At 68.9% G+C, this 14,479-nt stretch carries 13 protein-coding genes and 1 rRNA gene; 4 read left to right on the forward strand and 10 right to left on the reverse strand.

Features of this window, described 5'->3' with window-relative positions:
- Positions 1–177: ribosomal RNA gene (locus BO64_RS06445) — 16S ribosomal RNA — on the reverse strand; the annotation flags it as partial.
- A gap of 1,009 nt (positions 178–1,186) precedes the next feature.
- On the opposite strand from BO64_RS06445, the gene BO64_RS06450 reads away from it, so the two are divergent.
- Positions 1,187–1,624 (forward strand): RrF2 family transcriptional regulator, encoded by a 438-nt coding sequence (locus tag BO64_RS06450; protein ID WP_496402462.1) that lies wholly within the window; start codon positions 1,187–1,189, stop codon positions 1,622–1,624.
- Positions 1,625–1,723: 99 nt separating this feature from the next.
- On the opposite strand, the gene BO64_RS06455 is transcribed toward BO64_RS06450, so the two are convergent.
- Both BO64_RS06455 and BO64_RS06460 read right to left on the reverse strand, forming a co-directional pair.
- Complete coding sequence (locus BO64_RS06455) at positions 1,724–2,152, reverse strand: CBS domain-containing protein (protein WP_496402463.1); 429 nt, start codon at positions 2,150–2,152, stop codon at positions 1,724–1,726.
- Positions 2,153–2,266: 114 nt separating this feature from the next.
- Positions 2,267–2,974: a rhomboid family intramembrane serine protease gene (locus BO64_RS06460; RefSeq protein ID WP_496402464.1), complete on the reverse strand. Its 708-nt coding sequence runs from the start codon at positions 2,972–2,974 to the stop codon at positions 2,267–2,269.
- Between the two features lie 154 nt (positions 2,975–3,128).
- Here BO64_RS06460 and BO64_RS06465 point away from each other — a divergent pair, with 154 nt between their 5' ends.
- A complete protein-coding gene (locus tag BO64_RS06465) occupies positions 3,129–5,978 on the forward strand; it encodes a M16 family metallopeptidase (protein ID WP_496402465.1) in 2,850 nt (949 codons plus the stop codon).
- A gap of 76 nt (positions 5,979–6,054) precedes the next feature.
- Here BO64_RS06465 and BO64_RS06470 read toward each other — a convergent pair whose 3' ends face one another.
- The 4 genes from BO64_RS06470 to BO64_RS06485 all read right to left on the reverse strand — a co-directional run bounded on the left by BO64_RS06470 (position 6,055) and on the right by BO64_RS06485 (position 10,306).
- Entirely contained in the window at positions 6,055–7,707 is a 1,653-nt protein-coding gene (locus BO64_RS06470; RefSeq protein ID WP_496402466.1) for a choline dehydrogenase, read from the reverse strand.
- 81 nt (positions 7,708–7,788) lie between these two features.
- Positions 7,789–8,868, reverse strand: coding sequence for a DUF3667 domain-containing protein (locus BO64_RS06475; RefSeq protein WP_496402467.1), 1,080 nt, complete (start codon positions 8,866–8,868; stop codon positions 7,789–7,791).
- Positions 8,869–8,931: 63 nt separating this feature from the next.
- Positions 8,932–9,714 carry an enoyl-CoA hydratase-related protein gene (locus BO64_RS06480; RefSeq protein WP_496402468.1) on the reverse strand — a complete coding sequence of 261 codons (783 nt, stop codon included), beginning with the start codon at positions 9,712–9,714 and terminating at the stop codon, positions 8,932–8,934.
- A 61-nt stretch (positions 9,715–9,775) separates the two neighbouring features.
- A complete protein-coding gene (locus BO64_RS06485) occupies positions 9,776–10,306 on the reverse strand; it encodes a gamma carbonic anhydrase family protein (RefSeq protein WP_496402469.1) in 531 nt (176 codons plus the stop codon).
- A 325-nt stretch (positions 10,307–10,631) separates the two neighbouring features.
- Here BO64_RS06485 and BO64_RS06490 point away from each other — a divergent pair, with 325 nt between their 5' ends.
- Both BO64_RS06490 and BO64_RS06495 read left to right on the forward strand, forming a co-directional pair.
- Complete coding sequence (locus BO64_RS06490) at positions 10,632–11,396, forward strand: PhoH family protein (RefSeq protein WP_496402470.1); 765 nt, start codon at positions 10,632–10,634, stop codon at positions 11,394–11,396.
- Positions 11,397–11,487: 91 nt separating this feature from the next.
- Positions 11,488–11,724: a hypothetical protein gene (locus tag BO64_RS06495; protein ID WP_496402471.1), complete on the forward strand. Its 237-nt coding sequence runs from the start codon at positions 11,488–11,490 to the stop codon at positions 11,722–11,724.
- Here the strand turns inward: BO64_RS06495 and BO64_RS06500 are convergent.
- From BO64_RS06500 to cysT, 3 genes are read right to left on the reverse strand one after another with little or no spacing between them, the layout of a single operon-like run.
- Positions 11,712–12,797 (reverse strand): sulfate/molybdate ABC transporter ATP-binding protein, encoded by a 1,086-nt coding sequence (locus BO64_RS06500; protein WP_496402472.1) that lies wholly within the window; start codon positions 12,795–12,797, stop codon positions 11,712–11,714. The two genes, BO64_RS06495 and BO64_RS06500, sit on opposite strands and share 13 nt — an antisense overlap.
- A complete protein-coding gene (gene cysW, locus BO64_RS06505) occupies positions 12,769–13,605 on the reverse strand; it encodes a sulfate ABC transporter permease subunit CysW (RefSeq protein ID WP_496402473.1) in 837 nt (278 codons plus the stop codon). The genes BO64_RS06500 and cysW overlap by 29 nt, the downstream gene beginning before the upstream one ends.
- Complete coding sequence (cysT, locus tag BO64_RS06510; RefSeq protein ID WP_496402474.1) at positions 13,602–14,468, reverse strand: sulfate ABC transporter permease subunit CysT; 867 nt, start codon at positions 14,466–14,468, stop codon at positions 13,602–13,604. Before cysT ends, cysW begins: the two co-directional genes overlap by 4 nt.
- Positions 14,469–14,479 lie beyond the last annotated feature (11 nt).

Genomic DNA, 14,479 nt, shown 5'->3' on the forward strand with positions numbered 1-14,479 from the left:
TTTCCCCCGAAGGGCACATACGGTATTAGCCCAAGTTTCCCTGGGTTGTTCCGTACCTAAGGGCACATTCCCACGCGTTACTCACCCGTCCGCCACTGCTCCGAAGAGCCGTTCGACTTGCATGTATTAGGCCTGCCGCCAGCGTTCGCTCTGAGCCAGGATCAAACTCTCAGGTTGAGTTGACGTTCTGACTTCAGCGTAACCAGTCCCTTGCGGAACCGGCTGGCATAGTCTGCGTAGTTCTTGACGAGTTCCCACAAATCTTGGCCAGGCCAAAGCCCAGCCATATTCATGGTGTCTTCAAGAGACCGCAGTCACAGTCAGCGTCGAGATAGAGTGGTTAGCTCCATCGCCAGGACGCCGCCGCCTGCGTTTCTCTTTCCTAATCAACGATGTCAAAGACCCGACCGCCTTTCGGCGACCCCACTGTTTTTCGCCGGTGGGCGGCGGAGGCGGCTATCTAGTGACCGGCCCCTTTAGTGTCAATCGGCTTTTTCAAGCTTCTTGCGGAGCTTCTGGACCTCCGAGGAAACCCAGAAATTTGGCCGCAAGAACCGCCTCGGGCCACCCAGGGGTTTGCCCCGAAAGTCCGTAGCGATTCGATTGAGGCTCGGGAAGATACGCATTTGGAAGAGAAAATCAAGCGGCTTGTTCAGCCTCTCGCCTGCTCTTCCGCGAGGGAGAGATCCGACGCCGCAAGGCCCCGTCTCGCTCTCTCGTGCGCCCCACCCCGAGTGGGAGGCGGCTAGTTAGTGACCGCTTCCCGGGGAGTCAACCGGCCCTTTGCAGGGCTTTCGACCGATCCACGCAAGCTCCGCTTCTTCGGGTCGAACCGGCGTCGAAACCGCCTGAAAGCCTAGACCTTCAGGCCTGTTCCGGCGTCGCGGCCGGTGCTCGGTGATGTGGCGATTTTTGGACGCGATTTCAAGTGCTTAGAGACTCGATTTCGCGTCTTCGTCGCCCCGCCCCGAGCGGGAGGCGGCTATCTAGTGGCCGGCCGCCGGCCCGTCAACCGGCTTGCTGAAACTTTCGGCGGACCGCCGCTATCGGGACCTCGGGAGCGCGCCGCTTCAGCCTTCTCCAATGCGGCTCTTGGCGCCACCGAAATCACGGCTGCGACGCGCGCTTCCTTGCGCACCCAGCGCGCGCCGGTCACAACGCGCCCTACTAAGGAGGTGGCGCACGCATGCTGTCGCAGAAGGCCAAGTATGCGCTCCGGGCTCTGGTGGAGCTCGCCCGGGGCGATGGTCAGCTTTCGGCCGGGGAACTCGCCGCGCGCTCAGGCGCGCCACGCAAATTCCTGGAGGCCATCCTTCTGGAGCTGGCGCGCAACCAGGTGGTGGTCAGCCGACGCGGAAAGTTCGGGGGCTACACCCTCGCCCGCCCGGCCCCCGAGATCGCCTTCGCCGAGATCATCCGCATCATCGACGGCCCCCTGGCCCTGGCACCCTGCGTCTCGCCGCGGCTGGGCTACCGCAAATGCGCCGACTGCCAGACCCTTGAGGGTTGCACCCTGCGCGAGGCCCTGGCCCGGGCGCGCGACGCTACGGCTGACGTACTGGAGGGCTACAGCTTGGCCGACGCCGCCCGCACCGGCGAGCCCGCGCAGCCGCTCCTCGCCTGATTACCAAGGCCAGATGAAAATGGGCGAGGAAGACGCTCGGCGCCTCCTCGCCCTTTCACCGGCGGGCAGCCGGCGTCCAGCCCTCACGCAGAGGGTATCTCAGCTCGCGGCGATGTAGGCCTTCAGGCCGTCGGCCTCGGCCTCCACCTCGGAAATCTTGGACTTCACCAGGTCGCCGATCGAGACGATCCCCACCAGCCGGTCGGCCTTGCAGATCGGCAGGTGACGGATTCGCCGGTCGGTCATCCGGCCGAGCAGGCTGTCCACGGTCTCGCCCGGCTCGGCGAACAGCACATCGGCGGTCATGTAGTCGGAGACCGGGCGCTCCAGCGCCGTCGGGCCGTCCCCGGCCACCGCCCGCACCACGTCGCGCTCGGAAACGATTCCGACCACCCGCTCCGCGTCCATCACCACAAGAGCCCCCACGTTCCGGGCGCAGAGCAGCTCGGCCACAGCCGCGAGCCGCTCGGTCGGCCGCGTCGTAAAGACGCTGTCGCCCTTGGTGCGGAGAATCTGCGAGACCAGCATCGGGCCTCCTGTTCTGTTGCGCCCGCTCGCGCCCTTGGAGAACAGCGTTGCGCAGAACCGCAAGGGGCGCAACGGCGCCGACCGGCGCCTCACACACGCGTGAAATGGCCGAGCTCAGCGCCGGCGGGCGATCCAGGCGATGGGCGACATCAGCAGCACCCCGGCCGCGAAGCCGGCGATGTGCGCCTCCCAGGCGACGGCCGCACCCTGCGCACCGGGCAGCAGGCCGGATCCCAGTACGCCGATCACCGCATTGATGGCGAACCAGATCGCCCCCATGCCCAGCACAGTCCGCGAGAGGATCGGCCCCACCCGGCCGTGGCCGGCGATCAGGCGGGCCGCTGCGCCCATCAGCCCCGAGACGGCCCCAGAGGCGCCCACCAGGGCGCTCTGTTCGCCCGCATGGAGCGCTGCATAGCCCAGGCTCGAGAGCGCCCCGCATGCCAGATAGAAGCCGAGGAACAGGACTGCCCCTGGCAACCGGTCGCCGAAGTAGCGGGCCACCGGCGTGCCGAAGGCCAGGCAGAAGCCGGCGTTCATCAGGGCGTGCGGCCAGTTGCCGTGCAGGAACAGGGCCGTAAACAGCCGCTCCCAGTGGCCCTCTTCCAGAAGGGCCGGGGAGAAGGCGAAGTCCATCGCCACCGCATCCAGGGGGAACCGGCTCTGGATGGCATAGCCGCCCACCAGCACCGCGGTGAGCAGAAGCACGATCCACGGCGCGTTGAACACCGGCTCGGGCGTGCCCCGGCGGTCCGGCTGCTCGCGATAGGGCGGCAGGTGCGGACCTCCGTCCGCCGGCGCTTCGAAACGGGCGACGTGCATTGCTCCCATGTAGGCGGTCTTTTGCGGTGAGGCGAGCAGCCTTGGCCAAGCCGGTGCTTCCGCGTCGATCTTCCCGGCCGGACCTTCGCCTTGCGATGGCCACGACGGTCCGCAATGGTGGCCCCGCCTTGAAGGACTTCCCGGAACACGCCGTATGACCCGTCCCCTGCGCGCAGCTTTCGCGCTTGGCGCCGCCTTGCTGCTCGCCGCCCCGCCCGCCGTCGCCCTGCAGCCCGCCTCGCCGCCGGCCGCAGTCGGCTGGCCTCAGGCGACCTCGAATCTCAAGGCTGATCCCGCCATCCGCTTCGGCGTCCTGCCCAACGGTATGCGCTACGCCATCCGCCGCCAGTCCGTCCCGGCTGGCCAGGCCTCCCTGCGCCTGCGGATCGATGCGGGTTCGCTGATGGAGACCGACGCCCAGCAGGGCCTCGCCCACTTCCTCGAGCATATGGCCTTCAACGGCTCGAAGAACGTGAAGGAAGGCGAGATGACCAAGATGCTCGAGCGCCTGGGCCTGGCGTTCGGGCCCGACACCAACGCCTCCACCAGCTTCGGCCAGACCATCTACATGCTGGAGCTGCCGAAGACCGATGACGAGACCGTGGACACCTCGCTCATGCTGATGCGCGAGTCGGCCTCCAACCTTCTGATCGAACAGGCCGCCGTGGACCGCGAGCGCGGGGTGGTGCTGTCCGAGGAGCGGGCCCGCGACACCCCCGGCTATCGGATCGTCAAGGAGCGCCTTGGCTTCTGGCTGAAGGGCCAGCGCCTGCCCCAGCGGATGCCCATCGGCACGGTCGAGGTGCTGAAATCCGCCCCCGCCGCCGAGGTGGTCGACTTCTACCACCGTTACTATCGCCCAGAACGGACGGTGCTCGTCGCCGCGGGGGACTTCGACGTCGACGCCATGGAGGCCAAGATTCGCGCCCGGTTTTCGGACTGGCAGGGCGTTGGCCCGGCCGGCGCCGACCCGGTCCAGGGGCAGGTCCAGCCCCGCGGGACCGAAGCCCGGCTGGTCGTCGAGCCCGGCGCCCAGCTAACCTTGCAGATCGCCTGGGTGGCGCCGCCCAACCTCGCCCCCGACACCGTGGCCCGCCGCAAACGCGAGGTGATCGAGAACCTGGCCCTGGCCGTGGTGAACCGCCGCTTCTCGCGCCTGGCGCGCGGCGCCAATCCGCCGTTCATCGCGGCCTCGGCCCATGCCTTCCAGCAGGAGGACGAGGCCGACCTCGCCGTGGTCAGCGTCGCCGCCGAGCCCGACCGCTGGGCCGAGGCCCTGGCCGCCGCCGAACAGGAGCACCGCCGCGCCCTCGCCTATGGCGTCCGCCAGGACGAGCTGGACCGGGAGATCGAGGAGATGCGGGCCCTGCTGCGCACCGCCGCCGCCGGCGCCGCCACCCGACGCCCCTCCGAACTCGCCAATGAGATCGTCGCCTCCCTGGCCGACGACATGGTGGTCACCTCGCCCGCCGACGACCTCTCCCTGTTCGAGGAAACCGTGAAGGGGCTCACCGCCGAGCAGGCTTCGGCGGCGCTGAAAGACGCGTTCAAGGGATCTGGCCCGCTGGTGTTCATGGCCACGCCGCGTCCCGTTGAGGGCGGCGAGGCCACGCTGATGGCCGCCTTCGACGCCTCCCGGAAGACGCCCGTGGAGCCCCTCCCCGCCGCCGGTCAGGTGGCTTGGCCCTACGAGAGCTTCGGCCCGCCGGGCCACGTCGCCGAGCGTCACGAGATCGCCGACTTGGACGCCACCTTCGTGCGGTTCGCCAACGGCGTGCGCCTGACGGTGAAGTCCACCCGCTTCCGCGACAGCGAGGTGCTGGTTCGGGTCAATGTGGGCGACGGCCTGCTCGATCTTTCGCCCACCCGGCAGAGCCCGGGCTGGGCCGCCAACGCCTACATTGAGGGCGGCCTTAAGAAGATCGAGACCGACGACATGGAGCGCGCCCTCGCCAGCAAGGTGATTGGCGCCCGCTTCGGCCTGGGCGACGACGCCTTCGTCTTCTCGGGCTTCACCCGGCCGGAGGACCTGGCGACCCAGATGCAGGTGCTCGCCGCCTATGTGTCCGAGCCGGGCTTCCGCGAGCAGGCCTTCCTGCGCCTGAAGGCCGCCGGCAAGACCATCCACGACCAGTACGAGGCCACCGACACGGGCGTCCTGAACCGCGAACTCTCCGGCCTGCTGCACGGCGGCGACCGCCGCTGGACCTTCCCCAGCCGCGAGGAGATCGCCCAGGCCAAGCTCGACGACCTCGTAGACCAGGTGGCTCCGCATCTGGCGGACGGCGCCGTCGAGGTGGTGATCGTCGGCGACATCAGCCTCGATCAGGCCATCGCCGCCACCGCCGCCACCTTCGGCGCCCTGCCGCCCCGGCCCGAGCCTGCGCCGATCCCGGAGAGCGCCCGCAAGGTCGGCTTCCCCAAGGGCGGCGGCGAGCCGGTGGTGCTGACCCACAAGGGCCGCCAGGACCAGTCCATCGGCTATGTCGCCTGGCCCACCACCGACTACTGGGCCGATCCCCAGCGGGCGCGGGTGACCGCGGTGATGGCCGAGATTCTGAAGCTCCGGCTGCTGGAGGAGCTGCGCGAGGCCCAGGGGGCCACCTATTCGCCGAGCGTGGGCGTCAATCACAGCCTGGTCTGGAGCGGCTGGGGCTATGTGGCCGCCAGCGTCGAGGTGCCGCCCGAGAAGCTGCAGAGCTTCTTCGACGACGTGGCCAAGATCGTCGCCGACCTGAAGGCGAAGCCGCCCACCGAGGACGAGATGCAGCGGGCCAAGTCGCCTCGCATCGAACGGCTGCAGAAGGAGCGGATCACCAACCAGTACTGGCTGGCCACGCTCTCAGGCGCCCAGCGCGACCCGCGTCGCCTGGACATCGTGCGCGAGATCACTCCCGGCACCGAGAAGGTCACCGCCGAAGATGTGCAGCGCGCCGCTCAGACGTGGCTGAGGGACGAGACCGCCTTCCGCCTGATCGTCCGGCCCGAGGCGACAGCCGGCTGAGCCGGCATGGCCCGGGCGGACAGCCGCCGCTAGGCGACCGCCCGCCCGGCCTGAACGCCATAGCGCCTGGAGCGGCCTAGGCCGCCGCCTTCTCGTCGCCGTACACTGGGGCGTCCACGGCCGGCAGATAGGCCCGGCCGCGGATGGCGTCCGAGATCTTCTCGGCGATCATGATGGTCGGGGCGTTGGTGTTGCCCCCCACCAGCGTCGGCATGACCGAAGCGTCCACAACGCGCAGGCCGGCCAGGCCCTGAACCCGACATTCGCCGTCCACCACCGCCATCGGATCGCCCGCCACGCCCATCCGGCAAGTGCCGACCGGGTGGTAAATCGTCTCGGCCGCGCGGCGGATCCAGGCGTCGATCTCGGCGTCGGTCTTCACGTCCTTGCCCGGCGCATATTCGTCGCCCCGATACGGGTCGAGAGCGGACTGGGCGGCCACCTCGCGCATCATCTTCACGCCCTCGCGCATGGCCCGGCGATCCTCCTCGGCCGACAGGTAGTTGGCGAAGATTGCGGGATCGGCCAGCGGGTCGGCGCTCTTCAAGCTGACCTTGCCGCGGCTCTCCGGGCGCAGCTGGCAGACATGGAAGGTGAAGCCGTCCTTCGGCACCTGCACCTTGCCGTGATCCTGCATGATGGCCAGGACCGTGTGCACCTGCAGGTCCGGCCGGTCGAGGTCAGGCCGCGAGCGGAGGAAGGCGCCGCTCTCCAGGAAGTTCTCCCGCCCGATCCCTTTGCCGAAGAGCAGATAGTTCAGCCCCACGAAGAGCTGCTTGAGGCCCTTGCGCTGGGAATAGACCGTGATCGGCTTGGGGCACTCCCAGGACAGGCAGGCGTCCAGGTGGTCCTGCAGATTGGCGCCCACGCCCTTCAGCTCGTGAACGGCCTTGATACCGTGCATGGCGATATCGTCGGGATCGCCGATGCCCGACAGTTGCAGAATGTGCGGCGACTGCACCGCCCCGGCCGCCAGCAGCACCTCGGCCTCGGCGTAGATCGCCCGGGCCGGCTTCTTGCCTTCGACCACCTCCACGCCCACGGCCCGGCCGTTCTCCACCAGGATCCTCGTGGTGCGCGCGCCGGTCAGGCAGGTGAGGTTCGGCCGCTGCAGCACCGGATGCAGATAGGCCCGCGCGGCGCTCCACCGCTGGCCGTCGCGGATGGTCATCTGGTACGGCCCCCAGCCTTCTTGCTGGTAGCCGTTGAAGTCGCTGGTCACCGGGTGGCCGGCCTGGGCGCCCGCCTCCACCGCGGCCCGGTAGATCGGATTCGGCGAAGCCGCCCTGGACACGTGCAGAGGCCCCTCGCCCCCGTGCCAGGAATCGGCGCCGCCTTCGAAACTTTCCGAGCGCTTGAAGTACGGCAGCACGTCCGCGTAGCCCCAGCCGGTCAGCCCCATCTGCCGCCACTGGTCATAGTCCCGCGCGTGGCCGCGGATGTAGATCATGCCGTTGATCGACGAGGAGCCGCCCCAGCCCTTGCCCCGCGGCCACCACAGGCGGCGGTTGTCGAGATGCGGCTCGGGCTCGGTCCAGAAGCCCCAGTTGTACGGCCCCTGCTTGCCGATCAGCGCTCCGACGCCCGCCGGCATCCGCACCAGCAGCGAGGCGTCCTTGCCGCCAGCCTCCAGCAGCAGCACCCGGACTGCCGGATCCTCCGTCAGGCGGTTGGCCAGTACGCAGCCGGCCGACCCCGCGCCGACGATGATGTAGTCGTAGCGTTCCATCGGACGCGTCCTTCCCTTGACCCTTGTTCGTTGGGCGCAAAGGTGACGCAGGCGTCACGTTCGTGCAAGGCCGCCCCGGCGTCAGGCCGAGAGCAGGGTCACCGTCAGGACGAAGAGCACCAGGGCGAAGCCGCAGAACCACAGCAGGAACCAGGTTCGCCACAAGCCCGAGAAGAGGCCGAGGCCGTAGGCGCCCTTGAGCTGGAAATACATGTGCGCCGGAACCGCGAACGGCAGGATCGTCCAGGCCAGCCCCGAAATGGGGCCGCCAATCCGCGTGGCGATGGCCAGGACCATGCCCAGCCAGGACATGAAGGTCAGCGAATAGAGAACGAACACCCCGTGGTCGTAGAGGGTGAAGCCTCGCTTCCAGAGGAACAGCAGGGCCACGAACGGGATAGAGATCGGGATCAGCAGGAACGAGAACTTGTAGAACGCCTGCTGCAGCTTGTAGAGCGCCAGCTCCGGGTTCTTCAGCTTGTACTTGATCTTCTCGTCCAGCTTCTTGTTGCCCGTCTCGATATTGAGCTGGCTGAGTTGCTTGGCGAGGTCGGCATCGACCTCCGTTCCTGCCTTGCCGGCGGCGGCGCCAATCTTGAGACTGGCGCTCTCCACCGCCTTTTCGGCCTCGGCGATGCGGACCTGGGCCGCGGCTTTGGCCTCCGGCGTCGTCGCCGCCTCGAGGGCCGCCTCGGCGTTGGCGAGGTCGGTGTTCCGCCGCGCCAGTTCCACCGTCGCCAGGGCCTGCTCGCCCACCACATCCGAGCGGTGACTGGCCGGGAAATAGCTCAACCCCATGAACAGCACGAACATGGTGAAGAGGAACATCGCCAGCGGCGAGACGTAGCGGGTCCGCCGCCCGTGCACCCACTCCCGCGTCAGCCGCCCGGGACGGAAGATCAGCAGCGGCACGGTTCGCCAGACGCGGCTGTCGAAGTGCATCACCCCGTGCAGCACCTCCTCGCCGAGGTGTGCGAGCGTCCGGTGGACGTGGGCTGGCTGGCCGCAGTTGGCGCAAAAGCGGCCATGCACCTGCGCGCCGCAATCGAGGCAGACGTGCTGCGCCTCGCCGGCTCTGCCGGCCGGAGCCTCCACCGTAGCGCCTGCGAGCCCGCCATGGGCGGCCCCCGCCACCACGCCCGTCGCGTCAACGTCCACCATGCGCCACGTCCCCGTCGAAGCGCCGGAATGTGACGGGACTGCCGCTACGTCACAAGCCGCCGATCAGCGGCCCTTCCACTGCGGCGGCCGCTTCTGGGCGAAGGCCAGCGGCCCCTCTTTGAAGTCTTCGGAGGTGAACAGCGCGCCGATGGCCGGATACTTGTTCTGGCCGCGGATCGCCGCCTCCAGGCTGGGCTCGTCGAGCCCGCGATAGACCGCCTCCTTCGACGCCCGCACCGACATCGGCGACAGCTCGCAGATCTGCCGGGCCCACTCCCGGGCCGTGCGCATCAGGTCCTGGGGCGCAGTGACCTCCGCCACGAAGCCCAGCTCCTTGCCCTCGGCCGCCGAGACCCGGCGGGCGGTGAGGATCATGGCCATGGCCCGCTTCACCCCGATGGCGCGCGGCAGACGATGCAGCCCCCCGGCCAGGGCGGCTAGGCCCACCCGCGGCTCCGGCAGGGCGAAGGTCGCCGTCTCTGAGGCGATGATGATGTCGCAGGCCAAGGCGATCTCGAATCCGCCGCCCATGGCGACCCCGTTCACCGCCGCGATCAGCGGCTTGTTCAGGTCGAAGCGCGACGTCAGGCCGGCGAAGCCCGACGGCGGGCTCTTCATCGCCCCGCCCGAGGCCTGGTGCTTCAGGTCGTTGCCGGCCGAGAACGCCTTGTCGCCCGCTCCGGTGACGATGCCGACCCACTGCTCCGGGTCAGCGGCGAAGGCGTCGAACGCCTCATGCAGTTCGAAGTGCGCCGGCGAGTGCAGCGCGTTCATCACCTCCGGCCGATTCAAGACGAAGGTGGTGACCGGCCCGTCCCGCTCCACCTTGATGAACTCGTAGGCCATGGGCCGCCTCCCCTGTCTGTTTGTCTAGGGAGGCGATCCGACCCGGGCGCCGTGGCGTCCGTCAAGCGACGGCGGTGAGTTCCCGTCGGTAGCGCTTCCAGTTCTCCACATAGTGCTGAGCGCCGGCGGCGATCACCATGGCCTGCTGGTCGCTGATCTCGCGCACCACCTTGCCCGGCGCGCCCATGACCAGCGAGTTGTCCGGGATCTCCTTGCCCTCGGTGATCAGGCAGTTCGCGCCGATCAGGCAATTCTTCCCGATCTTCGCCCCGTTCAGGACGATCGAGCCGATGCCCACCAGGGTGTTGTCGCCGATGGTGCAGCCGTGGAGCATGACCATGTGGCCGATGGTGACATTGGCGCCGATGGTGAGAGGCGAGCCCAGATCCGTGTGCAGCACGCTGCCGTCCTGCACGTTCGAATTCTCGCCGATGATGATGGGGTCGTTGTCTCCGCGCAGCGTGGCGCCCCACCAGACCGACGCATTCTTCTTGAGAATCACATTGCCCATAACGGCGGCGGTCGGCGCGATCCAGTATTCGCCATCGCTTGGCAACTCAGGAGCCACATTGCCCAAGTTGTAGACACTCATGCACAGACCTTATTTCTTGATGCCGCCAGGGCGTTTAACGACTCGAAAACGTCGTTACGATCATTCTAGTCGGGCGATTCGGAAGTACGAAAGTGCTCTCGATCGCCGCCGCGGAGCCCCAGGCCCCGCGCCTCGCGCTGGACGGAGTTGGATGGCGCCTGGTCCATTGTCCTTCCGGGGATCGCGCCCCGGCCCCGCAGAGCCCCCGCGCCGCGCCGCGGCGCATCGGGACGCGCACCCCGCCGCCAATTTCGCCTTCATCCACCATCCGAAGGGCGCTCCCGTCTCGGGACGCCCTTTTTTCTTGCCCCTTGAGGAGGCCCTGATGAGCAAGCGAGCCCTGAAGCGACAGTTGCGCGAAGGCGCGTTCGACGCTGGTCAGTTCGACGGCGACGACAAGGTGCGCCGGCTTCCGCTCGACCGGGGCTGGTCGCCCCTCGCCCATCACAACGACGACCGCGACCAGGGCTACCTCAAGACCGTCAAGGCCAAGTCGCCCGGCCAGCAGCAGCTCATCGAGGCCATCGATTCCCGCAACCTGGTGATGGCCCTCGGCCCGGCCGGCACCGGCAAGACCTACCTCGCCATCGCCAAGGCCGTGGAAGCCCTTGAGAACGGCCGGGTCGGGCGGATCGTCCTCTCACGCCCGGCGGTGGAGGCCGGAGAGTCCATCGGCTTCCTGCCTGGTGACGCCGAGGACAAGCTCGCCCCCTATCTGCGCCCCCTCTACGACGCCCTCTCCGACCGCCTGTCGATGAAGCGGGTGCGGGCCCTGATGGCCGAGGGCGCCATCGAGATCGCCCCCGTGGGCTTCATGCGCGGCCGGACGCTGAACAACGCCTTCGTGGTCATCGACGAGGCCCAGAACTGCACCTATGTGCAGCTCAAGATGCTGCTCACACGCCTGGGCTGGCACTCCACCATGGTGGTGACGGGCGATCCCAACCAGTCCGACCTCCTGCCCGAGCTCTCCGGCCTGGGCCCTGTGGCCGAGCGGCTGGAAGCGGTGGGCAACATCGCCGTGGTCCGGCTGGACGAGCGCGACATCGTCCGCCACCCGCTGGTGGCCGAGATGCTGGGCGTCCTCTAGCCGGGCGCGGAAAATTCACGCCGCGTGAGAACGGCCACGCTTTTCTCAACCCCTGGGTGTGGTAGCTTCGCGCCCAGGGCGAGAGGGCGTCATGGCCGACTACCGGCTCTATTTCCTGGATCAGGCGAACCACATCCGTGGGGTGTTGGAGTTCGAGTGCGACGACGATCGCGCCGCCCTTGAGCACGCTGCCGCCCAGGCCGACGGTCGGCGGATGGAGCTGTGGAGCCGCGCGCGCTTCATCCGCCGCTTCGACTCCGCGGCAGACTCGGGCGCCGCGAATCCGCAGGCCGCGGCCTCCGCCGGAACCGAGCCTCAGGCGCTGTAAACCTGCGGCCGCAGGGGCTGGATCCGCACCGGCTGGCCCGCGGTCACGCCCGGCGGCAGGATCGACCCGTGGGTCTGAAGCTCCAGGAGCTGCCCCTGCACCTGGCATTCGATGCGCACGTCCGGTCCCCGGGCGGCCACCGCCCGCACCTCGGCCAGCAGACCAGGGCCGTCGGCGGGCGCGAAGGCCACCTCGTCCGGCCGGAAGAACACTTCCACGGCGCCCTGCGGCGCGCCGGCCGGCGCCGCTGTCTCCCAGGACCCGATCCGCAGCCGCTCGCCCGCGACGACGCCGGCCATCCGGCAGGCGGCGCCCAGGAAGTCGAACACGAACGGATTGGCCGGGTGCTCATACACCTCGTTCGGCGTCCCCAGTTGCACCAGCTGTCCGTCCTTCAGGATCGCCACCCTGTCGGCCAGGTCCAGGGCTTCCTCCTGGTCGTGGGTGACGAAGACAGTGGTCACGCCGGTGCGCTCGTGCAGCTCCCGCAGCCAGCGGCGCAGCTCGCGCCGCACCTGGGCGTCCAGCGCCCCGAACGGCTCGTCCAGCAGCAGCAGCCTCGGCTCGATGGCTAGGGCCCGGGCCAGGGCCACGCGCTGGCGCTGGCCGCCCGACAGCTGCGAGGGATAACGCTTCTCCAGGCCCTCCAGCTGCACCAGCGACAGGAGCTGGCGCACGCGCTCGGTGATCTCGGCCTTGGGCGGACGCTCCGAACCCTTCCGGACCGTGAGGCCGAAGGCGATGTTCTGCGCCACCGTCATGTGCCGGAACAGGGCGTAGTGCTGGAACACCATCCCGACGCGGCGCTTGCGCACCGGCAGGGCCAGGAAGTCCTCGCCCCCGAACCGCACCTCGCCAGCGTCGGGCTTCTCCAGCCCCGCCAGCACCCGCAGCAGCGTGGTCTTGCCCGAGCCCGACGGCCCGAGCAGCGCCAGGAACTCCTTGTCCCGCGCCTGCAGCGAGACGTCCCTCAGGGCCGGGAAGCGCCCGAAGGCCTTGGAGACGCCGCGGATGTCGAGGGCCAGGGCTTGGCCGGCGGCGCGGTCAGTGTCGTCGACGGGCCGAAAGTTCACCGGAATGACGCCATTCGAGGATTGTCTTGAGGACGAGGGTGACGAGTCCGAGGCCGGCCAGGATGGAGGCCGCCGCGAAGGCGCCGACGAATTCGTAGTCATTGTAGAGCACCTCGACATGCAGCGGCAAAGTCGTGGTCAGGCCCCGGACGCTGCCGGACACCACCGAGACGGCGCCAAATTCGCCCATCGCCCGGGCGTTGCAGAGCAGCACCCCGTACAGCAGGGCCCAGCGAATGTTGGGGAGGGTCACGCGCCAGAAGGTTGTCCAGCCGCCGGCGCCCAGGGTCAGCGCCGCCGCCTCCTCGTCCGAGCCCTGGTCCTGCATCAGCGGGATCAGCTCCCGGGCCACGAACGGCAGGGTCACCAGCACCGTGGCCAGCACCAGGCCCGAGGTGGCGAAGATGATCTTGATGTCGTGCTCGCGCAGCCACTCGCCGAACCAGCCCTGGGCGCCGAACAGCAGCACCCAGACGAGGCCCGAGACCACCGGCGACATCGAGAACGGCAGGTCGATGAAGGTGACCAGCAGGCTCTTGCCCTTGAACTCGAACTTGGCGATCGCCCAGGCCGCCGCCACCCCGAACACCGCGTTCAGCGGCACCGAGATCGCCGCCACCAACAGGGTCAGGCGGATCGCCGCCAGAGCGTCGGGCTCTTTCAGCGGCTCCAGATAGGCGCCCAGCCCCTGCGAGAGGGCCTGCTGGAACACCACGCCCAGCGGCAGGACGATGAGCACGCCCAGGACCGCGACGGTCAGGGCCAGGAACAGCGGGGCGAGGCCCGGGAGACGGACGGCCGGGCTCATGCGCGCCCCCGCCTGGCCAGGAACACCTGCAGGGCGTTCACCGCCAGCAGCGCCCCGAACGAGATGACCAGCATGGCCAGGCCCACGGCCGCCGCGCCGGCGTAGTCGTACTGCTCGAGCTTGATGACGATCAGCAGCGGAGCGATCTCGGACTTCAGCGGCATGTTGCCGGCGATGAAGATCACGCTGCCGTACTCGCCCACCGCCCGGGCGAACGCCAAGCTGAACCCCGAGAGCAGCGCCGGCGCAAGACCCGCCAGGACTACCCGCCAGAACCGCTGCAGGTGGGTCGCCCCCAGGGTCAGGGCCGCCTCCTCCACCTCCGCGTCCATGTCCTCCAGAACCGGCTGCACCGTCCGGACCACGAACGGCAGGCCGATGAACACCAGGGCGATGAACACGCCGATCGGATTGTAGGCCGTGCGGATTCCCAACGCGGCGAGCGGCTCGCCCAGGGTGCCCGTGGGCGCGTAGATGGCCGTCAGGGCGATGCCCGCCACGGCCGTCGGCAGGGCGAACGGCAGGTCCACAAAGGCGTCAAGCACGCGCCGGCCAGGAAATTCGTAGCGGGTCAGGGTCCAGGCGACGAGCAGGCCGAGCGGCACGTTGGCCAGGGCCGCCGCCGCGGCCGCGCCGAAGCTCAGCCGAAGCGCCGACAGCACCCGAGGCTCGGTCAGGGTCGCCCAGACGCCGTCCAGCCCCAGTTCCCAGGGCCGCAGGATCAGCGCCGCCAGCGGCAGCACCAGCAGGAGGCCGAGGTAGGTCAGCGTCCAGCCCATGGCCAGGCCGAAGCCGGGCAGGATGCTGGGCTGCTTCCAGCGGCGCCGGACCTTGGGCGGCCCGGCTACGGCGGCGATCGTCATGGCCCGGAGCG

The sequence above is a fragment of the Phenylobacterium composti DSM 19425 genome, from assembly GCF_059568645.1.

Excerpts from the sequence above, each read along its gene's own strand:
- BO64_RS06460 (WP_496402464.1), bottom strand. The coding sequence starts at position 2,974 with ATGCACGTCGCCCGTTTCGAAGCGCCGGCGGACGGAGGTCCGCACCTG.
- BO64_RS06455 (WP_496402463.1), bottom strand. The coding sequence starts at position 2,152 with ATGCTGGTCTCGCAGATTCTCCGCACCAAGGGCGACAGCGTCTTTACG.
- BO64_RS06465 (WP_496402465.1), top strand. The coding sequence starts at position 3,129 with ATGACCCGTCCCCTGCGCGCAGCTTTCGCGCTTGGCGCCGCCTTGCTG.
- BO64_RS06495 (WP_496402471.1), top strand. The coding sequence starts at position 11,488 with ATGGCCGACTACCGGCTCTATTTCCTGGATCAGGCGAACCACATCCGT.
- cysT (WP_496402474.1), bottom strand. The coding sequence starts at position 14,468 with ATGACGATCGCCGCCGTAGCCGGGCCGCCCAAGGTCCGGCGCCGCTGG.
- cysW (WP_496402473.1), bottom strand. The coding sequence starts at position 13,605 with ATGAGCCCGGCCGTCCGTCTCCCGGGCCTCGCCCCGCTGTTCCTGGCC.
- BO64_RS06475 (WP_496402467.1), bottom strand. The coding sequence starts at position 8,868 with ATGGTGGACGTTGACGCGACGGGCGTGGTGGCGGGGGCCGCCCATGGC.
- BO64_RS06470 (WP_496402466.1), bottom strand. The coding sequence starts at position 7,707 with ATGGAACGCTACGACTACATCATCGTCGGCGCGGGGTCGGCCGGCTGC.
- BO64_RS06480 (WP_496402468.1), bottom strand. The coding sequence starts at position 9,714 with ATGGCCTACGAGTTCATCAAGGTGGAGCGGGACGGGCCGGTCACCACC.
- BO64_RS06450 (WP_496402462.1), top strand. The coding sequence starts at position 1,187 with ATGCTGTCGCAGAAGGCCAAGTATGCGCTCCGGGCTCTGGTGGAGCTC.
- BO64_RS06485 (WP_496402469.1), bottom strand. The coding sequence starts at position 10,306 with ATGAGTGTCTACAACTTGGGCAATGTGGCTCCTGAGTTGCCAAGCGAT.
- BO64_RS06490 (WP_496402470.1), top strand. The coding sequence starts at position 10,632 with ATGAGCAAGCGAGCCCTGAAGCGACAGTTGCGCGAAGGCGCGTTCGAC.